This window comes from Luteococcus sanguinis (assembly GCF_039527675.1).
GTDB lineage: Bacteria > Actinomycetota > Actinomycetes > Propionibacteriales > Propionibacteriaceae > Luteococcus > Luteococcus sanguinis.
On the sequence record NZ_BAAAKI010000004.1, the window covers coordinates 120,355 to 145,458 of the forward strand.

The window sequence follows — 25,104 nt, forward strand, 5'->3', positions numbered from 1 at the left end:
CATGCAGATCGACCTGAATCCGACAGGCGGCGGCGCCGGGAACTCCCACCTCGTCAACCACGACGGGCGCGACTCCGTTGGAAAACCCCGCCATCTTGGCGTCGAGGAGGAGTTCCACCTCGTCGACCAGACCACTCGCCGGCTCGCACCCCGTGCGCCCGAGCTGCTGGAGTGGTTGGGGGCGCAGGGACATTACGTGGCCGAGATGCAGCAGTGCGTGATCGAGGTGAACTCCGCGGTGGTCTCGAACCTGAGCGACCTGGGCAAGGAATTGCGCCACCACCGGAAGGTGTTGAGCAGAGCTGCTCGGGAGGTCGGGGCCGACATCGTCGCGGCTGGCACCGTGCCCTTGGCGCTTCCCTCCGAGCTGCCGATCACCTCCACCGCCCGGTATCGCCGGATGCTGGCGGACTACCAGTTGCTGGCCCGTGAACAGCTGATCTGTGGAACACAGATCCATGTGGAGATACCCGACCGGGATGAGGCTGCGGCCGTCGCACAGCGCATCGGCCCCGAGCTGCCCACCCTGCTGGCCCTTTCCACGAGCTCACCCTTCTGGGCCGATGGAGTGGACACCGGGTATTCCAGCGTCCGCACCCTGGTGTGGTCGCGGTGGCCAACCACCGGCCTCACCAGTGGGACGTCTTCGGCGGCCGACCTCGACCGACTGACCGACCAGCTCCTCGCCACCGGGGTGATCAGCGACCCGGGGATGATGTATTTCGACGTCCGCGTCTCGCGTCACGTGCCCACCCTCGAGCTGCGAATCTGTGATTCGTGCCCCGATGTGGACACGATCCTGCTGGTCGCCGGGCTCTACCGCGCCCTGGTGGAACGGGAGCTGGCCGCGCATCGAGCGGGTGAACCTGCACTGGAGCTGCCGGCGGTACTCGGCCGCGCCGCGGTCTGGCGGGCCGCTCGCTCTGGGCTGGAGGACGACCTGGTTGATGTCCGAGCTGATGGTCAGGCCCGACCGGCCTCCGAGGTGGTGCGTCGGCTGGTGGACTCCCTCAAACCCTGGTTGGAGGCCAACGGCGACTGGGAGGTGATCGACCACTTGGCCACCTCCGCACTGCTGGTGGGAAGCTCGGCCGCCAGACAGCGACGGGCCCTGCGGCGGCGGGGGCGTCTGACCGACGTCGTCGACCTTCTCGCCGCCGAGACCGCGCACGGTGTCGCCGAGCCTGCCCCAGCCAGCGGAGACGAACTCCTGACCGAGTACCCCTGGGCCGGCTACGACGAAGCCCTCAGCCAGGGGAAGCCGCGCCCGCCCTACCGCGACCCCATCGCTGCTCTGGTCGCGCTTGGCGCGAAGGGTTTGCGCTCTCGGGACCAGGCAGTGGTGCAGCTCGAGCGCGCCGATGGGGTGACCTTCAAGGTCACCGGCCGCGACGAGCCGCAGATCTTCCCGCTCGATCTGGCGCCGCGCATCGTCACTGCGAAGGACTGGGCCCACATCACGGCCGGGTGTGAGCAGCGAGCGAAGGCACTGGACCTCTTCCTGCGCGACGTCTACGGCCCGCGGTCGATCGTCCACGACGGAATCATCCCCGACGAGGTGCTCGATCGCGCGCCCGGCTACCGGTCGACCGGACGGGTGGCGCCCAACACCGTCCGAGCCCATGTCAGCGGTCTTGACCTCGTGAGCTCGGGGCCGGGCCACTGGCAGGTTCTGGAGGACAACCTGCGCGTTCCCTCCGGAGTTGGCTATGCGATGAGCAACCGCTACCTGATGCGAAAACTGATGCCCGAGCTGGCACCTCCGGCGCTGCTGGACTCCCGCGAGGTGCCCGGCCTGCTGCTGGAGACCCTGGCGGCCGCGGCGCCCGGCGGGGTAGCTGACCTGGAGGAGATCGTGCTGCTCTCTTCCGGCCCCTCCGACTCGGCGTGGCCTGAGCACGCCGGACTGGCCCGGGGGATGGGCGTGCAGGTCGTCACCCCGGAACAGGTGTGGTTGGAGGGCGGCCACCTGGTGCGCGGCGTGGGCGAGCGGACCGTGCCCATCCGGGTGGCCTATGTCCGGATGGACGAGGACATGCTGCTCTCCTCGACCGGGCGGGACGGCACGGTGCTGCGGGCCGGGCTCACCGACGCCATCCTGCGCAACCGGTTGCGGCTGGCCAACGCCTTGGGCAATGGCGTCGCCGATGACAAGGCAATCTACTGCTTCGTGCCCCAGATGGTGCGCTACTACTTGGGCGAAGAGCCCATCATGGAACAAGTCCCCACCTGGCTGTGCGCAGAACGCGACCAGTGCGAGGAGGTGCTTTCCCGGCTGGGCGATCTGGTCACGAAGCCCATCGACGGCTTCGGCGGCATGGGCGTGCTGATCGGCCCGGATGCCAGCGACGAGCAGGTGCAGCAGCGTCGTCACGAGATCATGGCCAACCCGGAGCGCTACATTGCCCAAGAGGTGGTGAACCTTTCCACCCACCCCACCTTTGACGGAGCCTACCTGCGTCCCAGACACGTCGACCTGCGCGTCTTCGTGCACCTGCGCGAGCGTGGCGCCACGACCGAGGCCATCACCATGCCGGCGGCACTCACCCGCGTCGGTCCCCCCGGGAACAAGATCGTCAACTCCTCCGCGGGTGGGGGCAGCAAGGACACCTGGATCCTGGCCGATGATGTGCAGTACCCGCCTCCGGCCTCCGGCGGCAGCACCCGCGAGCAAGGAGCGAACTGATGTGCGGAATCTGTGGCGAGGTCCGGTTCGACGGACGGACGGCTGATGTCGCGGCGATCGCGGCCATGAACGCGCAGATGATCCGGCGTGGCCCGGATGCTGGCGGCATCTGGTCGCATGACGCGGTGGCCCTGGGGCACCGGCGTCTGTCGATCATCGACCTATCGGTGCGCGGATCACAGCCGATGACCGACACCGAGCTGGCCCGCGCGGTGGTGTTCAACGGGTGTATCTACAACTATCGGGAACTGCGCGCCGAGCTGGAGGGCCAGGGCTACCGCTTCTTCTCCGGCTCCGACACCGAGGTTGTCCTCAAGGCGCACCACTGTTGGGGGGCCGATTGTGTGGAGCATTTCGTCGGCATGTTCGCCTTCGCCGTCGTGGACCTGGACACGGGCGTGGTCACCCTGGGGCGCGACCGGCTGGGCATCAAGCCGCTCTACTACTCCCAGACCGCCAGCCGCCTGCGGTTCGCCTCCTCACTACGGGCCCTCGTGGCCGCCGGTGACGTGGATCGTTCCATTGACCTGGTGGCGCTGCACCACTACCTGAGCTTCCACTCGGTGGTGCCCGCTCCGCGAACCATGCTGCAGGGCATCCGCAAGCTGCCGCCCGCCACGGTGCGCGTCGTCCAGCCCGACGGCCGCAGCACCGATCAGCTCTACTGGGAGCCCTGCCTCACCCGACAGGAGCAGTACGCGGGGTGGGACGCGCGCGACTGGGGTGAGGCGTTGATGACCTCACTGTCCACCGCGGTGCAGCGACGAATGGTGGCAGACGTCCCGGTCGGCGTCCTGCTGTCCGGCGGGTTCGACTCCAGCCTCGTGGTCGCCCTGTTGGCTGAACTGGGTCAGCATGAGCTCGCCACATTCTCCATCGGCTTCGACTCGGCCGGTGGTGAGTCGGGAGACGAGTACGAGTACTCCGACATCGTGGCCAAGCGCTTCGACACCAACCACCACAAGATCCACATCGGCACCGAGAAGCTGCTGCCGGCGGTCTTGCCCACCGTCGAGGCAATGGCCGAGCCAATGGTCTCCCACGACTGCGTCGCCTTCTACCTGCTCTCCCAGGAGGTCGCCCAACACGTCAAGGTGGTGCAGTCGGGCCAGGGTGCCGACGAGATCCTTGCCGGTTACGACTGGTACCCACCGCTCTCGGCGGTTCCGCGCGACCAGGTCTCGCCGGCCTACCGGGACGTCTTCGTTGATCGCCCACACGAGGCGGTGAACCGCTTGCTCCAGCCCCACCGTCGTCTCGACCACGACCCCACCTTCGCGTTCCTCAGCGAGCACCAGGGCCGCCGGGGTGCCGAGACCGCGCTGGACGCGGCCCTGCGCCTGGACACCCAGGTGATGTTGGTCGACGACCCGGTCAAACGCGTCGACAACATGACGATGGCCTGGGGGCTTGAGGCGCGCGTGCCTTTCCTCGACCATGAGTTCGTCGAGCTGGCCGCGGCTTGTCCGCCGGAGCTGAAGCTGGCCGGGGGCGGCAAGGGCGTGCTGAAGGAGGCGGGACGCCGGATTGTGCCGCACGAGGTCATCGACCGCACGAAGGGCTACTTCCCGGTGCCCGGCATCCGCCACCTTGAGGGCGAGGTGCTCGACCTGGTCCACGACGCCCTGGGCTCCCAGACGGCGCGCGACAGGGGCCTGTTCGAGCCGGGTCCCATTGAGTCATTGCTGGCCGACCCGAACACCACCCGGACGACACTGGGCTCGAACGAGCTGTGGCAGGTGGCACTCTTGGAGATGTGGCTCCAGACCTTGTGAGCGTCTCCACCAGGCAGGAGGCGGGCATCGGCGGCGCGACGCCGGAGGCGAACCCGACCCGCGAGGTCCTGACCGAGCCCTTCCACCTGGCCGGTCGGCCCACCCATGGGGCGTCGGTGGCACCCGATGGTCATGCCGTCGCGCACATCGTCGACGACGGGGGCTATCCGCGCGCCGTGCAGCGCTTTCTCGAGGGGCTGCGGGTGAGCGCCTGGCGCTATGTCAGGCTTCCGGTCGAGGGACCGATCACCCGGGTGGAGCACTCGCCCGACGGACGCTGGCTGGCATGCCAGGTGCTTCCGCACGGCGAGGATCGTCCGCAGGTCTGGGTGGTCACCACCGATCCTCGCGACCCGGACGCGTGGCGCGTCGACGATCCCCGCGACGAGGCCGCGGAGCTGGTGGGGTGGACCGGTATCCAGACGATGCTGGCGGCTGAGCGCGCCGACGGGTTGGGGGAGTCACGGCTGGTGGACCCCTACTCCTTGCAGGTGAGCGTGGCCGACGTGCGCTGGGGTGGCCGGATGCTGGATTCCTGGCAGGGCGCCAGCCTCGTGCGCACCGGAGGTCGCGGTGACCGTTCGCTGCGGCTGGTCTGGGGGCCGATGGACGAGCCCCTGCTGGAGCCCGACCCCGGGTCGGTCACGGATATCGCCACCATCGTGGCAGACCGACGCCCACACTTCGTCGGCGGCCGGGTGCCGCTGGTGAGCCCGAACGGCAAGTCCCCCGAACTCACCGCGCTGCTCCGAAGCGACGTGGGCGCGGACCGCCAGCGACTGCTGTTGTGCACCGTGGACGGGGCGGGCACGCGAGTTCGGGTGGTCGCCGAACGCCCGAATGCCGACCTGGACACCTTCCGGACCAGCGCGGACGCGCGACGCGCCGTGTTGCTGTGGAATGTGCGCGGCGGCTGCAGCGAGGTGCAGGTGCTCGACCTGGACGAGCTGTGCCTCCACCCGCCGATCGACTTGTGGGACGGTCAGGGCGGGGAGCGTCCCACCGTGGCGGGCGAACCGAGCCTGTCGGGTGACGGTCGTCTGCTCGCGCTCACCATCCAAAGACCCGATCAGGACCGCACCGTTGAGCTGTTCGACCTGGCCACGGGTGAGCGGCGGGCGGTGGACGAGCCGGTGGCGGACCCGCGGGCGGTGATGCCGAGCCTGGAGACCTGGCAGGCCGGTGACGGTCTGGAGCTCAGTGGCTGGCTGTACCGGGCGCCAGGAGCGGCGCCGGACGCCCCCGTGCTGGTCCACCTGCACGGGGGCCCCGAAGGGCAGGAAAGGCCCGGGTACTCCCACCTGTACCCCGAGTTGCTGGAGGCGGGCATCACCGTCTTCGCACCCAATGTCCGAGGCTCCGGCGGGTTCGGACGCCGGTTCTCCCACGCCGACGACGTCGGCCTGCGCGGGGCCAGCATCAGTGACGTGGTCGACACCATCGACCACCTTCTTGCCCGGGGCATCGCCTCCCCCGGTCGGGTGGCCGTGGCCGGCTGGTCGTACGGGGGCTATCTGACCATGGCGACGATGGCCTTCAACCCGGGCATTGCGGCCTGTGGCATCGCCGTGTCCGGGATGAGCAGCCTGCACACCTTCTTCCGCACCACCGAGCCATGGATCGCGCGCGCCGCCGTGCCAAAGTACGGTGACCCGCACGACGAGGCGGAGCTGCTGGAGCGCTTCTCCCCGTTGGGTCGGGCGGAGCGGGTGGAGGGGTCGCTGCTGCTGGTGCACGGAGCCAACGACACCAACGTCCCGCCGACCGAATCGACGCAGATGGCTGAGGCGGTTCTCGCGGCCGGGGGCCGGGCGCGATGCGTGCTGCTGGACGGGGAGGGCCACGAGATCGTGACCCCGGCCAACCGGTTCCGGCTCGCTCGGATGGTGCGTGACGAGGTGCTGGCCAGTCTGCACTGAGCTGTGGGGCGTGTAACAAGCACGTTACTGCCGTGGACGTCGCCTGCTGAGCCGGCATCGCGGGAGATACTGAGGGTCATGTCCCAGGAGTCAACCGCAGCCGAGCCGCTGGTGGTCGTCGACCACGTCGACAAGTACTACGGCACGTTCAAGGCGCTGGACGACGTCAGCCTGACCATTGGCCGGGGTGAGGTCGTCACCCTCCTCGGCGCCTCCGGTTCAGGCAAGTCCACCCTGTGTCGCTGCATCAACCGGCTGGAGACCATCCAGTCCGGGACGATCTCCATCGACGGCCAGCCGCTGCCGGAGGAGGGAAACGAGCTCGCCCGTGCTCGTTCCGACATCGGGATGGTTTTCCAGCAGTTCAACCTGTTCCCGCATCTGGACGTGCTGGGCAACATCACCATTGCCCCGGTGCGGGTGAAGCGAGGCGACAAAGGGGCCGCCGAGCAGGAGGCGCAGGCCCTGCTGCGCCGAGTCGGCCTGGCCGGCCGGGAGCACAGCTTCCCGTCCCAGTTGTCCGGTGGCCAGCAACAGCGCGTCGCGATAGCCCGAGCCCTGGCGATGCACCCCAAGATCATGCTGTTCGACGAACCGACCAGCGCCCTCGACCCGGAGATGGTGAACGAGGTCCTGGACGTGATGAAGGAACTCGCCGACGGCGGCATGACGATGCTCGTCGTCACCCACGAGATGGGCTTTGCCAAGGCGGCCGCCGACCGCGTCTGCTTCATGGACGAGGGGCGCATCGTCGAGCAGGCTGCTCCCGAACAGTTCTTCAGCGCCCCTGCCACCGAGCGCGCTCGCGACTTCCTGTCCAAGATCCTCACCCACTGACCCGCCCTGGCGCGGTCACCCCACCAGAAAGGAACCGGTCATGACCGAATCACTCAGCCGGAGGAACCTGCTCACCCTGTCCGCCTCGCTCGGCGCCGCCGCGCTCGTCGCGGGCTGCTCGAAGAAGGCGACCACGAGCACCTCTCCGGGCGCAAGCGCCTCCACGGCATCCGGATCCGCCATCAGTGCCGCGGACTATGACGCGATCATCACCTCCGGGCCGGTGGCCTCGGACGACGTGGTCGCTGCCTGCCCATGGGCGGCGAAGATCAAGCAAGCCGGGCAGATCGTGCGCGGCGGCACCAACACCGGGCAGCTGTTCAGTCTGCTCAACCCCGCCACCGGTCGGATTCTCGGTTTCGACGCCGGCATCGGCGACCTGCTGGCGCACTACATCACCGGGGGCAGCGATGTCTCCAAGCTCTCGACGCTCAAGCAGACCACCGTCGACACCCGCGAGACCATGATCCAGAACGGCACGGTTGACGTCGTCGTTGCCACCTACTCGATCACCCCAGCCCGGGCACAGAAGGTTGCCTTCGCCGGCCCCTACTTCACCTCGGGTGTCGCGGTGCAGGTGCAGTCGTCCAATGACTCCATCACGTCCGTGGAGGATCTGGCCGGCAAGAAGGTCTGCACCGAGACCAACTCCACCGCCATCACCGCCATCAAGGAGAAGATCCCGACGGCGCAGGTGCAGCTGTTCACCGACAACGATTCCTGCGTCTCCGCGCTCACCCAGGGCCGGGTGGAGGCGTACATCCTCGACCAGTCCATCCTGTTGTCGAATGCGGTGGCGAACCCAGGGGTGAAGGTCGTCGGTGAGCCGTTCACGACCGACGCCTACGGAATCGGTCTGACGAAGTCCGATCCGACCGCGAAGGCCTTCGTGAACTCCTTCTTGGAGCAGATCGAGGCCCAGGGGCAGTGGAAGGCGTTGTGGGATCTCTGCCTGAGCGCCTACGTCCAGGGCGACGCCCCTACACCGCCGAAGATCGGTTCGGTCGAGGGCAGCTGAGCCCAGTCGGCGGCGGCAGCACTGCTGCCGCCGCAGTTCGGTTCGCGCGCGCACGCGCGCCGATGAGAGGGGAACAGTCCAGTGGGGACGATCATCCATGACCAGTACCCGTTGTTGCTGCGCGGTTTGTTGACCACGCTGCTGTTGACCGTGATCGGGTTCGTCGGAGCCCTCGTGCTGGGCACCCTGCTGGCCATCTGCCGCGTCAGCCCGGTGCGACCGTTGCAGGTGGTGGCAGGCATCTACGTCGAGTTCTTCCGCAACATCCCGCTGCTCAGCCTGGTCATCCTGATCACCTTCGGTCTGCCCGAGGTGGGCGCGGTGATGCCGCTGTTCTGGTGCGGTGCACTGTCGCTGGTGCTCTCGGGCGCCGCCTTCGTGTGCGAGACGGTGCGCTCGGGCATCAACACAGTCTCGATCGGGCAGTCGGAGGCGGCACGTGCCCTGGGGATGGGCTTCGCCACCCAGCTGCGTTACATCGTGCTTCCCCAGGCCCTGCGCACGATGGTGCAGCCGATGGTGAACGTCTTCATCGGCACCCTGCTGGGCAGTTCCCTGTGCGCGGTGGCTGGCGTCGCCGACCTCACCAACGTCACCCAGCAGCTCAACATCCAGTACGCCGCGGCGGTGGGATTGTTCCTCCTGTCGGGCGTTGCGTATCTGGTGTTGTCGCTGGGTGCCGGCGCCGTGGGTGGCCGTCTGGAGCAGCGCTTCCGCTCCACGGCACCCGTCAGGGAGATCCCGCTCGCGGGGACGGAGATGGCCTGATGTCCGCCACCCATGCCACCCGAGTCCTGTTCGACGAGCCGGGCCCCCGGGGACGGCGCCGCATCCGGATCTGGACCGTGCTGGTCAGCGTCGCGTCCATGGCGGTGGTGTGGCTCGGGCTGTGGCAGTTCTGGTACAACCACCAACTGGACGCGGAGAAGTGGACGCCCTTCCTCGATCCGGCAAACCTGCGTTTCCTGGCGGTGGGTCTGCAGGGTACCTTCCTGGCCCTCGTCACCGCCGCCGTCGTGGCCTTCCCGATGGCCCTGCTCCTGGCCCTGGCCCGGCACTCGGGCGGACGGGTGCTCAGCCGGCTGGCCACGGCCTGGATCGAGTTCTTCCGCTCCGTTCCGATGTTGTTGGTGGTCTACTTCTTCCTGCTGGTCATGCCCCGGATGAAGATCAGCGGTCAGAACGTCGACCTCCCGATCTTCTGGATGCTGGTCATCCCGATGATCCTGGTCAGCTCCGCCTCGACCGCGGAGGTCTTCCGAGCCGGCATCCTGGCCGTCGACAAGGGCCAGAGCGAGGCCGCCCTATCCCTCGGCATGACCGAACGGCAGACCATGCGGCTGGTCGTGCTGCCGCAAGCCTTCCGGCTCGTCCTGCCAAACCTGCTCACCGCACTGGTCTCGCTGCTCAAGGACTCCACCTTGGGCTATGTCGTGAGCTATCCAGAGCTGATGCAGCAGGGCCGGGTGCTGACCGCCTTCACCCACAGCATGATCCAGACCTATCTGGTGGTGGCGCTGGTCTTCGTGCTGGTCAACTACCTCCTGACACAGGCCGCCGACCGCCTGCAGGAGCGCATGGCGCGCCGCGCCTCGCCCTCCCGGGGCGCCCTCGGACTCGGCGCCCAGGCGGTCTCCTGACCCAGGTTCTCTTCGGGCTGGGTTTGGGCGCCGGCCCCCGGGTGAGTGGTCAACGCACCTTCGCGCCCCGGCGGAAGGCGTCCTGGCCCAGGGTGAAGGTCTTGCCGGACACCTTCTCGCCCAGCTCGCGGCTCTCGATCTCGTGCGCCCCCACCCGCACCAGCAGCTGGCGGTTCGCGGCGTCGACCAGGTAGTGGGCATCGTGGTTCGCGACGGCGTCGGCGGTGCCGAAGATGCCGAAGGGAGCGTCGGTGACGAAGGCCAGCACCCATTCGATCGCCGATTGCGGCTTCGTGTTCCGCTTCATCCGGCCCAGCTCCCAGATCGCCTCGGCCTGCGGGTAGGCGGCCACCACCGCTGCGTGGTGACGCGAACCGAGCGGCTTTCCCGCGATCTTGTACGGCTCGATGGACGCGAGGTCGATCGGCTGGCGCATCGCCACACCGGTGGGCACCGCGGACGAGTCGTCCGCGAGCAGGTAGTCGACGCTGACGTCGAAGAGCTGGGCCATGGACTTGAGGTTGGCGACGTCCGGAAGCCCTGCCCCGGACTCCCATTTGCTGACGGCCTGGCGGGAGACCATCAGGCGGCTGGAGAGCTCTGACTGGGAGATCCCGGCCTGCTGGCGGCACTGCTTGATGCGATCTGCGGTGGTGGTCATTGCCGTGCTCCTTCGTGTGGATCGGGTGGTGCCAATGACGCTAGGGCTGGCGCAGGCGGCCAGCACCACCTCGGCCTGCCACTCTCGGCTGCACCAGTGCCACGCTTCGTTGCTCCCTCACTGACAAGGCCTGATGCCCTAGCCCAGGGTCACGGTCCAGCTGGTCACCGGCACGGGGGACTTGCCGCAACTGTCCGGGAGCAGGTTGTGCTCGTCGGAGCTCTGGCGCACCAGCAGCCGCTGTTCGCCGTCGTTCCCGTGGGCCACCACCACGTCGCCGTCCAGGCTGAACCTCCACGCGTCCGGGGTGGTCCGTCCGGTCGTCGAACGCAGCCACGCGTCCGCGGCCCGGAAGGCGTCCGGCAGGTCGCTTCGTCCGCGGTCGTGCTGCTCGTCCAGGGCCAGCAGCCCCGGCTGCAGCGCCGCTCGCCCCAGGTCGACGTCCATTCGCGCCACCACCTGCCGGGAGGGTAGGCGCAGCGCGGTCACCGCGAAGCGGTGCCCACCCAGATGCGTCGACTCCCACACCCGTCCGGGGAAGTCGGCGGCCAGTTCGCGCGCCAGCCGACCACCGAATTGCGCGCAGCATTGGTCTCTCTTGCCATTGGTGCACACCAGCAACACCGGCTCACACGCCGTCAGCCAGGCCGGGGGAGCGGGCCGCACGTCGAGGTCGGGCGTCTGTTCGAGCCACCGCAGCAGGTCATCGGCGGACTGGACGACAGCTGTCGCCACCCACGGCGCAGACCCCGGACCGCCCCCGACGAAGACCCGCCGCTCACCCTCGACCTCGGCATGGTCGGCCGGGTCACGCACCAGCAGGCAGCGTCCGCCGGCATCCGCGCAGTGCTTCTCCAGCGCGGCACCCACACCGGGATCCAGCCGAGACTGGATGAAGGCCTTCGCACCCCATGAGCCGGGCTGCTCCAGCGCCACCCAGAAGCGCGCGGACGGGGCCGTCCCGATCGCCGGGACGGTCAGGTTCTCCACCGAGCACTTAGTCATGACGGCAGCCTACGGAAAAGGGCGCCCCGCCAAGACTCAGCGGGGCGCCCTTCGGGATCGTCGATCAGCCGAAACGACCAGTGATGTAGTCCTCGGTGGCCTTCTGGTCCGGGTTGGAGAAGATCTTGTCCGTCGCGCCGATCTCCACCAGCTGGCCCGGCTTGCCCTGGGCCTCCAGGTTGAAGAAGGCGGTCTGGTCGGACACACGCGCAGCCTGCTGCATGTTGTGCGTCACGATGACGACCGTGTAGTGCTCCTTGAGCTCCTGGATCAGGTCCTCGACCGCGAGGGTCGAGATCGGGTCGAGGGCCGAGCAGGGCTCGTCCATCAGCAGCACCTCGGGCGCCACCGCGATGGCGCGGGCGATGCACAGGCGCTGCTGCTGGCCGCCGGAGAGGCCGACTCCGGCGCGGTCGAGGCGATCCTTGACCTCGTTCCAGAGGTTGGCGCCCTGCAGCGAGCGCTCCACCGTCTCGTCCAGCACCTTCTTGTCACGGATGCCGTTCAGGCGCAGGCCCGAGGCGACATTGTCGTAGATGCTCATGGACGGGAAGGGGTTCGGCCGCTGGAACACCATGCCGACGAGGCGGCGGACCGCCACCGGGTCGACACCCTCGCCGTAGAGGTCGGTGCCGTCAACCTTGACCGAGCCCTGGCAGTGGGCGCCGGGGATGACTTCGTGCATGCGGTTCAGCGTCCGCAGCACGGTGGACTTTCCGCAACCGGACGGCCCGATGAAGGCAGTCACGGTGCGCGGCTCCACGGTGAGGTTGACGTCCTTCACCGCGTGGAAGTTGCCGTAGTAGATGTTGAGGTTGTCAACGTCGATGCGCTTGGCCATTGTTTTCCTGGTCTCCCGTGACTTCTTACTTTTCCTTGAGCTTGCCGCGGTTGCCGATCCAGCGGGCAAGCAGGTTCAGCCCCATCACCAGCAGGATCAGGGTTGCGGCAGCGCCCCAGCCACGGTCGGTGCCCGGGTAGTTCTCGGGCAGTGCGGCGGCATTGGCGATCATGGTGGGCAGGGTCCCCATCGTGTTCCCGAAGGGGTTCCAGTTGGTGTTGCGTGCGTAGTTGAGCAAGATCAGCAGCGGTGCGGTCTCGCCCATGACGCGGGCGATGCCGAGCACGATGCCGGTCGCGATACCGCTGAAGGCGGTGGGCGTGACCACGCTGGTGATCGTCTTCCACTTCGGCACACCGAGCGCGTACGAGGCCTCGCGCAGCGAGTCCGGCACGAGCTTGAGCATCTCCTCGGTCGAGCGCAGCACGGTGGGCAGCATCAGCAGCACCAGGGCCAGCGCCGAGGCGAAGGTTGAGCGCTCCAGGCCGAGCATGGTGATCAGCACGGCATAGACGAACAGTGCCGCGACGATCGAGGGCACACCGGTGAGGATGTCGACCATGAACGAGACGACCTTGGACATCTTCGTGCCCCGGGCGTACTCCACCAGGTAGTAGGCGCCGAGCACACCGAGCGGCACGGCGATGATGGAGGCGATGAAACCCACCCACAAGGTGCCGACCAGGGCGTGGACCACGCCGCCGCCGGGCTTGTTGTCAGGAGTGGCGCCAGCGTCATGCGTCCACCACTGGAGCGAGGGCTGCAGGATCTTGCCAGCCTTGTCGCTGCCGGGGATGCCGACGACGGTCTCGGCATTGCGCGCCTTGGGGTCCCGGCTGACGGTGTCGACCGTGGAGGCGATGAACTCACCGACGGCGGGGTAGGCCCCGCCGACGACCCAGCGGTTGGACGCACCATTGGTGCCGGCCTCGCAGTCGGCGGCGGCGACGCGCTGGTAGGAGGAGTAGGTGCGGTCGGGAGCCTTGCCCTCGACGACGCACACCTTGGTGTAGTCGGGCTGCGCGGTGAACATCACCGGCAGGCCCTTGCTGAGGACGGTGAACAGGATCCACAGCAGCGGGATGATCGCGATCACGGCGGCGGCCCAGACCATGCCCCGGAAGGTCTGGTCCACCACCCCGCGGCGCCCCTTGGGGCGGCTCAGGTCGAGACCGCTGGTCTCTGCCCTCTCCGGGCTGACGACGGACGACATCACTTGGCCTTTCCACGGTCGGCGATCATGCGGGCCAGGGCGTTGACCACGAAGGTCAGGACGAACAGCACCAGGCCAGCAGCGATGTAGGCGCCGGTCTTGGTCGCCGAGTCGAACTCGGCGGCGTTGTTGGCGATCTTGGCGGCGAAGGTCTGGCCGCCGGCGAAGAGCGAGAAGTCGATCTTGGTGTCATTGGTGGTCGACAGGATCAACATGACGGCGATCGTCTCGCCGAGTGCGCGGCCCAGGCCCAACATGGAGGCGGCGATCACGCCGGAGCGGCCGTAGGGCAGCACCGCGGTCTTGATCATCTCCCACTTGGTCGAGCCGAGCGCGTAGGCGGCCTCGATGTGGTCACGCGGGGTCTGGCGGAAGACGTCGCGTGAGATCGAGGTGACGATCGGCAGGATCATGATCGCCAGCACGAGGGAGGCGATGAAGACCGTGCCCGTGGACGAGAGCCCGCGCGAGAACAGGGGGAACCAGCCCAGGTTGTCCTGGATCCAACCCGTGAAGGGGGCCAGGGCCGGGCCGAGCACGCGAGCGCCCCACAGACCGTAGACGACCGAGGGGACCGCAGCCAGCAGGTCGACGAGGAAGCCAACCGTGTTGCCCACTCGCTTGGACGAGTAGTGGGTGATCAGCAGTGCGACACCCACGGCGATCGGCACGGCGAGCAGCATCGCGATGATCGAGGAGATCGCCGTGGTCCAGAGCATGCCGGCGATGCCGAACGCGAGGCGGTTGTCAGCGACCGTCCACTCGTTCGAGGTGAGGAAGTTGACCTCGTTCTTGGCCAGGCTGGGGATCGCCTGCATCAGCAGGAAGATCGCGATGGCAGCGATCATCGCCACGATCAGGAAGCCAGCGCCGGACGCCAGGCCGCGGAAGACGCGGTCGGGGCCCTTCTTCGGGGCTGGAAGCTGGATGTGACGGGGAGCAGGGGCGGTGGTGGCGGTGTCTTCTGCGGGGTGCCGTTGGCCGACGGGCGACTCGGTCGCGTCGTGGGTCAGGGTGGCACCCTCGTTCGCAATCGGTGCGCGCAGCGGGTCAGCGCCGTCCAGTTCGGCCTTGAGGCTGATCCGTGGGTCGGCCGCCACCGGCGAGCTGTCGAGTGGGCGGGTGTCGCCGTCTGAGGTGGGCATCAATTCTCCCTGAGGTGGGCTTGGCCCCCTCGCGTTTTGGCGAGAGGGCCAAGCCCGATCTGGATGACTCGTACTGCAGGGGTCAGCTGATCGCCTGGACGGCGGTCTCGACCTTGGTGCGCAGCGACTCGGGCAGCGGGGCGTAACCCAGGTCGGGCAGGGACTCCTGGGTGTCGGTGCTGACCATGTAGGACAGGTAGTCCTTGAGCAGGGCCGTCTTGTCGGCGTCCAGGCCCTTCGAGCACGCGATCTCGTAGGTGACCAGGATGACCGGGTAGGCGCCAGCGCCGTTGTCGGTGTACTTCAGCTTCAGGCCGAGGTCGTTGCCGGTGCCGGTGACGGTGGCGCTCTCGACGGCCTTGCCGGCGCTCTCGGCGCTCAGCTCGACCGCACCGTCGCCGTTGTCGATCTGCGAGACGCCCAGCTGGGAGTCCTTGGCGTACTTCCACTCGACGTAGCCGAAGCCACCCTTGGTGCTGGCGATGCCGTCGGCCACGCCCTGGGAGCCCTTCTTGCCCTCACCGGCGGTGCCGGCCCACTTCTTCGCCGCCTCCGTCTTCCAGTTGGTGGTGGCAGCGGCGGCCAGGTACTTCTGGATGTTCTCGGAGGTGCCCGAGTCGTCCGAACGGAAGAAGACCGAGATCTTGTCCGACGGGAGGGTCACACCGGAGTTCAGGTCGGCGATCGCCTTGTCGTTCCAGGTGGTGATCTTGCCGTTGAAGATCTGGGCGACGACCTCGGGAGTCAGCACGAGGCTGTCGACACCGTCCAGGTTGTAGGCGAAGGCGATCGGGCCGACGACCATCGGCAGGTTCCAGGCGGCATTGTTCGAGCAGCGGGCCTTGGCCTTGTCGACCTCGATCACACCGTCGCTGTTCGCCTCGCTCTTCAGCGCCGAGTCCGAACCGGCGAAGTCGATCTGCTTGTTGTAGAAGTCCTTGATGCCCTGGCCCGATCCGGTGCCTGAGTACTCGATGGTGCCCTTGTTGCCGCACTCGGCGGCGTAGTCGGAGGTGAGGGTCTCCATGGCGAGCTTCTGGGCGGTGGAACCGCCGCCGACCAGCTTGCCGGTGGGGCAGGCCAGCGCGGCCGCCGCGGCGGTGGCAGTGGTGCTACCAGCAGCGGAAGTGGTGGAGGTCGAGGACTCGGTGCTACCGCCACAGGCGGTGAAGGTCAGAGTTCCGACCGCAGCGAGGGCGGCGAGCTTGCCGAAGCGGATCATCGTCACGTGGGTTCCTTGTGAGGCTGGTCGCGGTTGGGTACCGCGCGGAGCGGTGTTGCCCCTCGGTGGCACACGGTAGGCAGCGGACGTGACCGGAATGGACTGCTTGCGTGAACGCACGGTGAACGTTCCGCCCGATTGGCTGTGGTACGGGAAAAACCTAGTCAGAAGGCAGATTTGTGTGTCTCGTGGGCGACCACGCGTCCGTCTGCGGTCACGTGTATGACGAGCGTCTCGGCCGTGAGCATCGCCTTGTCCTGTACGCCGGCCCCGGCGCGCATCGCAGGCAGCACCGGGCGGTGGCCGCAGACGGCGAGCGCGGTGGCCTGCTCGCCCACCCGTTGGCGCCAGGCTGCGACCAGGGCGACGACCCGGTCCTCGTGGCCGTCCGCCTCCTCCTCGCTGAGCAGCGCGACCCCGCACAGCGGCAGGTCCAGCTTCTCGCTCGCCGGCTGCAGTGTCTGCAGGCACCGGGTGGAGGTGGACGAGAGGAGCTCCTCGACCCCGAAGGCGGCCAGCATCGGGACCAGCCTCTTGGACTGCCGCCGCCCCCGGGTGCTCAACGGGCGCTTCGCGTCCGAACCGCTCCAGTGGCGTCGCAACATCGCCTTTCCGTGGCGCACGATGAGCAGCGTCCCGGTCGGGGGTGCCGCGAGGGCAGCCGTGACGATTTCACGCTCGTCGCGGTAGGTCATCTTGCGCCGGGCCTCGTCGACGTCCATCCACCGCACCTTGGAGACCTCGGAGTCCTTGGCGTGCTTGTGGGCGATCACCTGCCGTCCGAGCCACCAGTGGACGACCTTCTTGTCGCCCTTGACGGAGTACTGGGTGGTGCCAAGCGGCAGCGCCAGCCGGACGACGACGCCGGTCTCCTCCCGGACCTCGCGCACCGCGGTCGCGGGAAGGTCCTCGTCCCACTCGGGTTTGCCCTTGGGCAGGCTCCAGTCCTTGTACTTGGGACGTCGTACCAGCAGCACCTGCTGTGTGCCGTTGTGGGTGCGCAGCACCACCGCACCGGCCGCAACCAGTCGGGTCTTGCGTGACATGGCTCAACGACGCCTGGGGCGGGTTCGGGTCTCGATGATCTGCTGCTCCTGCAGGTCGACCAGGGGCTGGCCGGACTCATCGGTGGTGTGGGGTGTCCACTCGTCGCCCACCAGCTGCCAGGAGACGGTGGACTCGTCGAAGGCCACCTCGAACATGCGCTGGACCTCGCTGATGTGGCGCTGGTTGGTGAGGCTGACCAGCACCTCCACGCGGCGGTCGAGGTTGCGGTGCATCAGGTCGGCCGACCCGATGCCGACGCTGGGGTGGCCGGCGTTGGCGAACCAGAAGATGCGCGAGTGCTCCAGGAAGCGGCCCAGGATCGACCGCACCCGGATGTTCTCGCTCAGCCCCGGCACTCCCGGGCGCAGGGCGCAAATGCCACGCACCCACACGTCCACCGGGACCCCGGCCTGGCTGGCACGGTACAGCGCGTCGCTGACCCGCTCGTCCACCAGCGAGTTGACCTTGATCTTGACCCCGGCCGGCAACCCGGCCTGCTTGTTCTTGATCTCATTCTCGATCTGGGAGAGCAGGCCCGAGCGGATCGAGTGCGGGGCAACCAGCAGGCGGCGGTAGTGAGTCTCCTGCGTCATGCCCGAGAGGTGGTTGAACAGTCGCGCCACGTCGTCGGTGATGATCGGGTTGGACGTGAGCAGGCCCATGTCCTCGTACATCCGGGCGGTCTTGGGGTTGTAGTTGCCGGTGCCGATGTGGGCATAGCGACGCAGCCCATCACCGTCGTCGCGTACCACCAGGCAGAGCTTGCAGTGGGTCTTCAACCCGAGCATGCCGTAGACGACGTGGACGCCGTACTTCTCCAACTTGCGGGCCCAGGCGATGTTGTTCTGCTCGTCGAAACGGGCCTTGATCTCGACCACGGCAAGCACCTGCTTGCCGGCCAGGGCCGCCTCGATCAGGGCGTCCACGATGGGGGAGTCACCGCTGGTGCGGTACAGCGTCTGCTTGATCGCCAGCACCTTCGGGTCGGCTGCGGCCTGCTCGACGAAGCGCTGCACCGAAGTGGCGAACGAGTCATAGGGGTGGTGCAGCAGCACGTCGCGCTGCTTGAGCGCCGCGAACAGGTCGGCGGGCTGGGCGGTCTCGACCTCGGCCAGGTCGGGGTGGGTCACCGGCAGGAAGTTCGGGTACTTCAGGTCGTCCCGGTCGACGTCGGCCAGCGAGAACAGGCCGCGCAGGTCCAGCGGGGCGGGGAGGCGGAAGACCTCCTTCGCGCTGACGTCCAGCTCGGTCTTCAGCAGCTCGAGCATCTTGTCGTCGATGTCGTCCTGCACCTCGAGGCGCACCGGGGGGCGGCCGACCTTGCGGCGCAACAGCTCCTTCTCCAGCGCGAACAGCAGGTTCTCGGCGTCATCCTCCTCGACCTCGACGTCCTCGTTGCGAGTCACGCGGAAGGTGGTGTGCTCGATCACCTGCATGCCGCTGAAGAGCTGGTCCAGATGACGGGCAATGACCTCCTCCAGGGGCAGGAATCGGCCCTCGCCCAACTGGATGAAGCGGTTGAGAAGGGTGGGCACCTTGACGCGCGCGAACTGCCGGGCGCCGGTGATCGGGTTCTTGAGCAGCACCGCCAGGTTGATCGAGAGCCCGGAGATGTAGGGGAAGGGGTGCGAGGGGTCCACCGCCAGGGGGGTGAGGACGGGGAAGATGCGCTCGCTGAACAGCGTGCGCATCTTGTCCTTCTCGGCCGCGGTCAGCTCGTCCCAGCGCAGGATCTCGATGCCCTCTTCGGCCAGGGCGGGGCGGATCTCGCCCTGGAAGACATTGGACTGCTCCTCGACCAGCTCGTGGGTGCGGGCCAGGATCGAATCCAGCAGGTCACGCGGCATCTGTCCGGTGACCGAGGGAACCGCGACACCGGCGTCGATGCGGCGCTTGAGGCCGGCCACGCGCACCATGAAGAACTCGTCCAGGTTGGACGAGAAGATCGCGAGGAACTTTGCTCGTTCCAGAAGTGGGATGCGCAGGCTGTCCTTGGCCAGGTCGAGCACCCTGTTGTTGAAGGCGAGCCACGACAGCTCTCGATCGGAGAACCGGTTCGAGGGCAGTTCTGCGACTGAACCAGGGCGGGTGTCCACGGGTGCTCTCCTAGGAGGTATAACTGGCGTCCTTGGTGACGAGCACAAAACTAGCGGATTCATACATCCGAACGACCCGGGTGCTGGAAGCCTCGACGTACAGGCGCACCCGCCGAACGCCATGCGCCGCCAGATGTGCGAGACCAGCGTTCAACAGCGCACGTCCGATCCCCCGCCCGGACGCCTCGGGAGCCACCCCGATCACGTATACCTCGCCGATCGGCTCACCGGGGAAGGCCGGGTCGGAGGTCTCGATCTTTGTCCAGTGGAAACCAAGCATGGCCCCGGTGTCCTCGTCGCGGGCCACGATCAGCCCCTGCGGGTCGAACCACGGCTCCTGGGTGCGTACCTGGAAGTCGTCCAGGGTCATGTCGCCCTGCTCCGGGTGCTCGGCGAATGCATCCGCGTTGACGTCCACCACGGCCATCGCGTCGGTCGGGACGAAGGCACTGAGCTCGACGCCCTCGGGTGTGGGCTCATCGTCGACGGGATGCTCGACAAGGTCCCGTTCCATGATCAACAGTTCGCGGTCGAGGGTGGCGCCGATCCTGCCCGCGAGAGCCCGCGCGCCGTCTCCGTTGTCGAAGGCCCACCAATTGGGCTCCTTCTCCACCTGCTGGACGGCTTCCGCGAGCGCCGTGCCGACGCCCTGCCGACGGAATTTCGGCGAGACCACGAGCTGCACCGAGTGGGTGTCGCGATCGGCCTGGGCATAGCCCACCAGTGCACCCTGCTCAAAGGCCAGCCAGTGCATCACGTGACCGCGGCCCTGGAGCCCGAAGGAGGCCGCCTCGTTGAGCGGGCTCACACCGTCTGCCTGTGTTGACCGGTCGATCAAGGCGTCGACCGCGTTGCGCTGGTCCGGCGTCAGGGCGCAGGTGCGGATGATGGCGTGCTTCACCAGCACCAAGCTACCCTCGCGCGCAGCTTGCGGCGACCCATTCAGCTCAGCGGACGGTGCACACCTGCTCACCCGGCCTGTCAGCCTCACCCACTATCGTGGAGCCGTGGAAGCGCAGCCAACCCAGAACGGTCATCCGCAGCCCTGCGGCCAGCCGGTCGTGGCCGAGCGCACAGCCGCATTGCTGCGACTGCTGGGCGCTGGCCTGCTGGCCAGTATCTTGTCGCTGCTCTGCTTCCTGATGACCTCGCGGACACTTCTGCGCGTGGGTGACCAGTCACGCCTGTGGCCCACGGCGGTCAACATCTGCGCGACCGTCGCGGTGCTCGTCTCGCTGTTGCAGTGGTGGGTGTGGCACCAGGCCCAGCGCGAGTGGCTCGGGGTCAAGGACGTGGCATTGGCCGGGTGGATCGCGCCGTCGCGCGCGACTGCCTGGGTGGCCGCGGTGGCTGGCATTCTCGGATGCATCGCGGCCGCGCAGCTGGTCCGCACGACGGCACCGGCGGAGCACGCCCATTGGTGGGCCCTGACGGGCGGCATCTTTTTGGTACTCGGCGTCGCCTTCGGCTGCCTCCACCCGATCAAGGGCGCCGGCCCCCGTGGCGTGCTGCCCCGGGTCATCAGCCGCAACCTGGACCCGCGGCGTGCCACCCGGCTGAGCGATGCCGATGCTGACACGCTCGTGCTGAGGCGCGGGCCGACGAGCTGATCGCCGGTCATTGCGCGCCCAGTCCCTGACCGGTGAGTCCCTGACCGACCAGCCACTGAGCGACCAGTCACTGAGCGACCAGTCACGGTGACCGCATGCTAGGCGCGGCCGAGGAAGGTGACCGAGGTCAGCACCAGCGCATCGCGTGTCTCGTCCGTCGAACCGGGCGGGGTGGTGCTGACGATCTCCGCGGTGACGCCGCCGCGCGCCTCGCTGCGGGGAATGCGAACCTCCTGCGATGCGCTCGACTCGTCGTCCAACTCCTGAACGAAGAAGGCATCGCCCTGGCCGGGGAAGGACCAACGAATCGTCGTCGCCCGTCGGTACTGCGGGTAGAGGTCATGACCATTGGTGATCTTCGAGTAGCCGTTCACCACCCGCACCCCCACCAGCTCGGTCCCCGGTTGGAAGGTGAAGGTGATGCGCTCTCCCACCGCGTCCCCATTGCAGCGCCAGCCGGTGGTCGCGTCGTCGTCCAGCAAGCGGGTGGCGTCCGAGGGCACCCGTTCACCGCCCTGACCGGTCTGCGCGGGGGCCGTGCAGGTGGCGGAGACCTGCTCGGGGACGACCGCATTGACCGCACCCAGCCACGGCGTCGCCTCCGCGGCCGGGGTGGCTGGAAGCTGCGAGGGTGCTGCCGAGGGGGAGATGGGCACCGTGGCCGCCGGCGCACGGCTGGTGGCGGTCGTGGGCATCCACATCTGGCGGGCCACCCAGGCGGCAGCCGCGATGATCGCCACGATCATCACCAGCGCAGCCAGCAGGCGCCACGGTGAATGGCGGCGTGCCGGCGCTGTCGGAGGTGCCGACGCGGGCTCGAAGACCTGGACGCCCACCTGCTTGACCGCGGCGGCGTTGGCCGGCGCCGGCGGGGCCGGTGGTTGCGCGTTCGCAGGGCTCTCGGGGGTGGCGGAGGGTGGCCGGAACCACTCCTCCGGGAAGTCGCCACTCATGCAGGGAGCCTAGTGGCGCCCTGATCCCACGTGGGCAGCTCTCGTGGAAGCTTGGCGTTCCCACATCCGCCGCGTGGGAGGATGGACGTCGAGAGGGAGGTCGGATGGCGCGAGTACACGTGGTGCAGGCGGGCTCTGGCCGCGCCCTGCCGGAGGCGCTGGAACTGCTGGCGCACAGCATCGTGCGGCATCAGCCGGAGCTCTCATGGGACGAGCAGGAAGAGTCGGACCTCGTCCTGCTGGATGCCCGCTCCGACCTGGGCGCCGCCCGACGTCTGGCCGGGGAGTGCGCGCTGGTCGGTCTGCCCCTGCTCCTGCTCGTGGACGCCGCGGGCCTGGCCGTGATCACCAGGGACTGGGGTGCCGGTGACTTCGTTCTGGACAAGGCCACGCCCGCGGAGCTTGACGCCCGCATCCGGTTGTTGCTCACGCGCGCGGGCGACGACGACATCATCTCGTCCGGCCCTCTGGTGATCGACGAGTCGGCCTACACCGTCCAGATGGGTGGGCAACCGCTCGACCTGACCTACACCGAGTTCGAGCTGCTCAAGTATCTCGCCCTGCATCCGGGACGGGTGCTGTCTCGCGAGCAGTTGTTGAGCGAGGTCTGGGGCTACGACTACTACGGCGGCACCCGCACGGTGGACGTACACATCCGGCGCCTGCGTGCCAAGCTCGGCACCGAGTACGAGGCCCACATCGGCACCGTGCGCAATGTCGGCTACCGTTACCAGCCCAACCGCTGAGGCCCCAGCCCCCCAGACCTCAACCCCCCAGACCTCAACCCCCCAGACCCCAGCCGCCCAGACCTCAGCCGCCCAGACCTGGCGACCGGCGCGGTTCGGCCCACTGCGCGGAGTCGATGACCAAGGTCACCGGGCCGTCGTTGACCAGGTGCACCTGCATGTCTGCCCCGAAAACTCCCGTCTCGACGTGCGCTCCCAGCTCGCCCAGGCATGACACGAAGGCGTCCACCAGCGGTTCGCTGACCGGCGCCGGAGCGGCCTCGCTCCAGGACGGACGACGACCCTTGCGGGTGTTGGCGTAGAGGGTGAACTGGCTGACGACCAGCAGGGGGGCACCAACCTCGGCGGCCGATCGCTCCTCGTCCAGGATGCGCAGCCCCCACACCTTGTCGGCGAGCTTGCGTGCCACGGCCGCATCGTCGTCGTGGGTGACGCCCACCAGCACCACCAGCCCGGGGCTGGGCAGGGATCCGACCACCTCGCCAGCGACCTCGACGTGACCGGACAGGGCCCGCTGCACCACGACTCTCATGCCGGTGAGGCTAGCCGGGCACAATGTCGGGGTGGAGATCGAACTCACCTACCGGGACCTGCAGCCCGTCGACATCGACCTGCTGGCGTGGAGCGGCGGCGACGCCCACCTGACCGCGCTGCAGAAGGCGATGGAGCGCTCCTGGGCCGGCACGGTAGAGCTGGTGGTCGCCGAGCTGCCCAATTGTCGGCTGGTGGCCTGCGGCGGCGTCGACTTCGACAAGGAACCCGGCACGGGCTGGCTGTGGATGTTGAGCGTGGACGACGCCTGGCAGTCGCTGGGCATCGGTGCCGCCCTGGTTGCTGAGCTGGAGCGGCGCTGCCTTGACCGCGGTGTCGAGCGGGCGGCACTGTCGGTGGAGCACGACAACCCACGGGCCACGGCGCTGTACCGACGCCTCGGCTACCGAGGTGACCGCACGGTGGTCGAGACCTGGCCCACCGACCGAGGCGTCACCTGGGTGACGAGCTGCTTGGTAATGGAGCACGAACTGGCCGCAGCGAAGTGGCCGGAACAAAGCCAAGCCGCGACTGGTTAGACTCTGCGGGTGGCTCATTTCGACGTCCTGGCGCTGGTGGTCGCCTCCCTGTCGATGGCCCTCGTGTCCTTGGCCGCGCTGGTGACCTTGCTGTTCCCCTCCGCTGCTCGGGTCGGTCGTGGCCGCCGCCGCGACACCGCAGCCACCCCACGCCCCGAGGAGACGACATGACCTTCGAGATTCCCTCTGACCTGAACCCCCAGCTGATGGCGCTGGCCTGGATGATCGGGCGTTGGGAGGGCAGCGGCAAGGGCAGCTGGCCCGGCCACGGCGAGTTCGAGTACGCCCAGCAGGTCGAGTTCAGCACCAACGGCGGCCCCTACCTGCACTATCTCTCCCAGATGTTCGAGGTGGACGGGGACGGGAACCCCGTCCGTCCGCTGATGATGGAGACCGGCTTCTGGCGTCCGCAGATGGACGCCAGCGTCGAGGTCGTCCTGACCAACCCCGACGGCTGGAGCGAAGTGTGGGCAGGCAAGATCGAGGGCGCCAAGATCGAGCTCGTCACCGACGCCGTGATGCGCACCAAGACCGCGGAGACCGAGTACACCGGCGGTCAGCGCCTCTACGGCCAGGTGGAGGGTGACCTGTTGTGGACCTTCGACCGCGCCACCACGAACCACCAGCTCCAGCCCTACCTGTGGGCCCGGCTGCAGCGCGCCTGATGGTCACCATCGAATCCGGTCTCGACGCGGGCCTGGTCTGGCACCACGGCGACCCGATGCGCGAACAGCGCGCCCTCGAGGGCGGAACTGCGGTCGTGGGTCTTGGCAACCGCGGCATCGTGCGGGTCGCCGGACCTGACCGGCTCACCTTCCTGCACTCCCTGACCTCCCAGCACCTGGAGGCGCTCGCGCCCGGCCAGTCGGTCGAGGCGCTGCTGCTGTCGCCAACCGGGCATGTCGAGCACGTGCTGCACGGCATCGACGACGGCGAGCGCTTCTGGGCCTGGACCGAACCCGGGCGGGTGACCGAGCTCGCCGGCTGGCTCGACCGGATGCGGTTCATGATGCGCGTCGAGGTCAGCACGCCAGACGACCTGGGCCTGTTGTGGGTGGGCGAGCAGGTCACGCTGCCAGCAGACGTGGTGTCGCGCACCAGCCTGGTCGGACGTGGCAGGGAGGTCTTCTGGCCGGCTGACCGCGAGGCTCCCGAGGGCACGCCGGCGGGCGTCTGGGCGCACGAGGCCGTCCGGATCGCCGGCGGGGTACCGCGCATCGGCCTGGACACAGACCACCGCACCATCCCCAACGAGATCGGCCTGCTCGGCACCCATCTGAGCAAGGGCTGCTACCGGGGCCAGGAGACGGTCGCGCGAGTCCACACTCTCGGACGACCGCCACGGCGGCTGGTCCAGCTGCACCTGGACGGGTCGATGGACTCCCTGCCGGCCCCCGGTTCACCGCTGCTGCTGGACGAGCGGGAGGTGGGCCTGGTGGGTTCGAGCGAACGCCACCACGAGCTGGGTCCGGTGGCACTGGGCCTGGTGAAGCGCAATGTCCCGGTCGACGCCACGCTCATCGCCGACGGGATCGCCGCCGCGCAGGAGGTGCTGGTTGATCCTGAGGTGGGCCTGCATGTCCGTCCCAGCCTGCGCTGACCTGTTCACGCAGACCACCA

24 protein-coding genes are annotated in these 25,104 nt (G+C 68.2%); 13 read left to right on the forward strand and 11 right to left on the reverse strand.

What is annotated here, in order from left to right; all coding sequences use genetic code 11:
* Nucleotide 1: 1 nt before the first annotated feature.
* The 7 genes from ABD089_RS04280 to ABD089_RS04310 all read left to right on the forward strand — a co-directional run bounded on the left by ABD089_RS04280 (nucleotide 2) and on the right by ABD089_RS04310 (nucleotide 9,875).
* Complete coding sequence (locus ABD089_RS04280) at nucleotides 2–2,686, forward strand: glutamate--cysteine ligase (protein ID WP_343884977.1); 2,685 nt, start codon at nucleotides 2–4, stop codon at nucleotides 2,684–2,686.
* Nucleotides 2,686–4,461, forward strand: a complete 1,776-nt coding sequence (locus ABD089_RS04285; protein WP_343884978.1) for an N-acetylglutaminylglutamine amidotransferase — start codon at nucleotides 2,686–2,688, stop codon at nucleotides 4,459–4,461. Before ABD089_RS04280 ends, ABD089_RS04285 begins: the two co-directional genes overlap by 1 nt.
* The gene (locus tag ABD089_RS04290) at nucleotides 4,443–6,380 is read left to right on the forward strand and encodes a S9 family peptidase (protein ID WP_343884979.1); all 1,938 of its coding nucleotides are present in this window, start codon (nucleotides 4,443–4,445) and stop codon (nucleotides 6,378–6,380) included. Before ABD089_RS04285 ends, ABD089_RS04290 begins: the two co-directional genes overlap by 19 nt.
* A 78-nt stretch (nucleotides 6,381–6,458) precedes the next feature.
* Nucleotides 6,459–7,217, forward strand: coding sequence for an amino acid ABC transporter ATP-binding protein (locus tag ABD089_RS04295; RefSeq protein WP_343884980.1), 759 nt, complete (start codon nucleotides 6,459–6,461; stop codon nucleotides 7,215–7,217).
* A gap of 40 nt (nucleotides 7,218–7,257) precedes the next feature.
* Complete coding sequence (locus ABD089_RS04300) at nucleotides 7,258–8,235, forward strand: glutamate ABC transporter substrate-binding protein (RefSeq protein WP_343884981.1); 978 nt, start codon at nucleotides 7,258–7,260, stop codon at nucleotides 8,233–8,235.
* A gap of 81 nt (nucleotides 8,236–8,316) precedes the next feature.
* Nucleotides 8,317–9,003: an amino acid ABC transporter permease gene (locus ABD089_RS04305; RefSeq protein WP_343884982.1), complete on the forward strand. Its 687-nt coding sequence runs from the start codon at nucleotides 8,317–8,319 to the stop codon at nucleotides 9,001–9,003.
* The gene (locus ABD089_RS04310; RefSeq protein ID WP_343884983.1) at nucleotides 9,003–9,875 is read left to right on the forward strand and encodes an amino acid ABC transporter permease; all 873 of its coding nucleotides are present in this window, start codon (nucleotides 9,003–9,005) and stop codon (nucleotides 9,873–9,875) included. The genes ABD089_RS04305 and ABD089_RS04310 overlap by 1 nt, the downstream gene beginning before the upstream one ends.
* Nucleotides 9,876–9,924: 49 nt before the next feature.
* Here the strand turns inward: ABD089_RS04310 and ABD089_RS04315 are convergent, their stop codons facing one another.
* The 9 genes from ABD089_RS04315 to mshD all read right to left on the reverse strand — a co-directional run bounded on the left by ABD089_RS04315 (nucleotide 9,925) and on the right by mshD (nucleotide 20,006).
* Complete coding sequence (locus tag ABD089_RS04315; RefSeq protein WP_343884985.1) at nucleotides 9,925–10,536, reverse strand: helix-turn-helix domain-containing protein; 612 nt, start codon at nucleotides 10,534–10,536, stop codon at nucleotides 9,925–9,927.
* A gap of 138 nt (nucleotides 10,537–10,674) precedes the next feature.
* Complete coding sequence (locus ABD089_RS04320; RefSeq protein ID WP_343884986.1) at nucleotides 10,675–11,541, reverse strand: ferredoxin family protein; 867 nt, start codon at nucleotides 11,539–11,541, stop codon at nucleotides 10,675–10,677.
* Nucleotides 11,542–11,605: 64 nt separating this feature from the next.
* Complete coding sequence (gene pstB / locus ABD089_RS04325) at nucleotides 11,606–12,382, reverse strand: phosphate ABC transporter ATP-binding protein PstB (RefSeq protein WP_343884987.1); 777 nt, start codon at nucleotides 12,380–12,382, stop codon at nucleotides 11,606–11,608.
* A 25-nt stretch (nucleotides 12,383–12,407) separates the two neighbouring features.
* A complete protein-coding gene (gene pstA / locus ABD089_RS04330) occupies nucleotides 12,408–13,595 on the reverse strand; it encodes a phosphate ABC transporter permease PstA (RefSeq protein ID WP_343884988.1) in 1,188 nt (395 codons plus the stop codon).
* Nucleotides 13,595–14,740, reverse strand: coding sequence for a phosphate ABC transporter permease subunit PstC (gene pstC / locus ABD089_RS04335; protein WP_343884989.1), 1,146 nt, complete (start codon nucleotides 14,738–14,740; stop codon nucleotides 13,595–13,597). The genes pstA and pstC overlap by 1 nt, the downstream gene beginning before the upstream one ends.
* Nucleotides 14,741–14,822: 82 nt before the next feature.
* Nucleotides 14,823–15,962 (reverse strand): phosphate ABC transporter substrate-binding protein PstS, encoded by a 1,140-nt coding sequence (gene pstS, locus ABD089_RS04340; protein ID WP_343885382.1) that lies wholly within the window; start codon nucleotides 15,960–15,962, stop codon nucleotides 14,823–14,825.
* Nucleotides 15,963–16,126: 164 nt separating this feature from the next.
* Nucleotides 16,127–17,008 carry an NUDIX hydrolase gene (locus ABD089_RS04345; RefSeq protein ID WP_343884990.1) on the reverse strand — a complete coding sequence of 294 codons (882 nt, stop codon included), beginning with the start codon at nucleotides 17,006–17,008 and terminating at the stop codon, nucleotides 16,127–16,129.
* 3 nt (nucleotides 17,009–17,011) lie between these two features.
* Nucleotides 17,012–19,105: an RNA degradosome polyphosphate kinase gene (locus tag ABD089_RS04350; RefSeq protein WP_343884991.1), complete on the reverse strand. Its 2,094-nt coding sequence runs from the start codon at nucleotides 19,103–19,105 to the stop codon at nucleotides 17,012–17,014.
* A 10-nt stretch (nucleotides 19,106–19,115) separates the two neighbouring features.
* Entirely contained in the window at nucleotides 19,116–20,006 is an 891-nt protein-coding gene (gene mshD, locus ABD089_RS04355; protein ID WP_343884992.1) for a mycothiol synthase, read from the reverse strand.
* Between the two features lie 106 nt (nucleotides 20,007–20,112).
* Here mshD and ABD089_RS04360 point away from each other — a divergent pair, with 106 nt between their 5' ends.
* Nucleotides 20,113–20,715 (forward strand): hypothetical protein, encoded by a 603-nt coding sequence (locus tag ABD089_RS04360; RefSeq protein ID WP_343884993.1) that lies wholly within the window; start codon nucleotides 20,113–20,115, stop codon nucleotides 20,713–20,715.
* 98 nt (nucleotides 20,716–20,813) lie between these two features.
* Here ABD089_RS04360 and ABD089_RS04365 read toward each other — a convergent pair whose 3' ends face one another.
* The gene (locus ABD089_RS04365) at nucleotides 20,814–21,668 is read right to left on the reverse strand and encodes an NADase-type glycan-binding domain-containing protein (protein WP_343884994.1); all 855 of its coding nucleotides are present in this window, start codon (nucleotides 21,666–21,668) and stop codon (nucleotides 20,814–20,816) included.
* Nucleotides 21,669–21,772: 104 nt separating this feature from the next.
* Here ABD089_RS04365 and ABD089_RS04370 point away from each other — a divergent pair, with 104 nt between their 5' ends.
* A complete protein-coding gene (locus ABD089_RS04370; RefSeq protein WP_343884995.1) occupies nucleotides 21,773–22,414 on the forward strand; it encodes a winged helix-turn-helix domain-containing protein in 642 nt (213 codons plus the stop codon).
* A 64-nt stretch (nucleotides 22,415–22,478) separates the two neighbouring features.
* On the opposite strand, the gene dtd is transcribed toward ABD089_RS04370, so the two are convergent.
* The gene (gene dtd / locus ABD089_RS04375) at nucleotides 22,479–22,946 is read right to left on the reverse strand and encodes a D-aminoacyl-tRNA deacylase (RefSeq protein WP_343884996.1); all 468 of its coding nucleotides are present in this window, start codon (nucleotides 22,944–22,946) and stop codon (nucleotides 22,479–22,481) included.
* A gap of 31 nt (nucleotides 22,947–22,977) precedes the next feature.
* Here dtd and ABD089_RS04380 point away from each other — a divergent pair, with 31 nt between their 5' ends.
* The 4 genes from ABD089_RS04380 to ygfZ are packed head-to-tail and all read left to right on the forward strand — an operon-like array spanning nucleotide 22,978 to nucleotide 25,084.
* Nucleotides 22,978–23,484: a GNAT family N-acetyltransferase gene (locus ABD089_RS04380; RefSeq protein ID WP_343884997.1), complete on the forward strand. Its 507-nt coding sequence runs from the start codon at nucleotides 22,978–22,980 to the stop codon at nucleotides 23,482–23,484.
* Between the two features lie 9 nt (nucleotides 23,485–23,493).
* On the forward strand, nucleotides 23,494–23,655 hold the full coding sequence (locus tag ABD089_RS04385; RefSeq protein ID WP_343884998.1) for a hypothetical protein: 162 nt from the start codon (nucleotides 23,494–23,496) through the stop codon (nucleotides 23,653–23,655).
* Nucleotides 23,652–24,149 carry a heme-binding beta-barrel domain-containing protein gene (locus tag ABD089_RS04390; RefSeq protein ID WP_343884999.1) on the forward strand — a complete coding sequence of 166 codons (498 nt, stop codon included), beginning with the start codon at nucleotides 23,652–23,654 and terminating at the stop codon, nucleotides 24,147–24,149. Before ABD089_RS04385 ends, ABD089_RS04390 begins: the two co-directional genes overlap by 4 nt.
* Nucleotides 24,149–25,084 carry a CAF17-like 4Fe-4S cluster assembly/insertion protein YgfZ gene (gene ygfZ / locus ABD089_RS04395; RefSeq protein WP_343885000.1) on the forward strand — a complete coding sequence of 312 codons (936 nt, stop codon included), beginning with the start codon at nucleotides 24,149–24,151 and terminating at the stop codon, nucleotides 25,082–25,084. Before ABD089_RS04390 ends, ygfZ begins: the two co-directional genes overlap by 1 nt.
* Nucleotides 25,085–25,104: the final 20 nt, after the last annotated feature.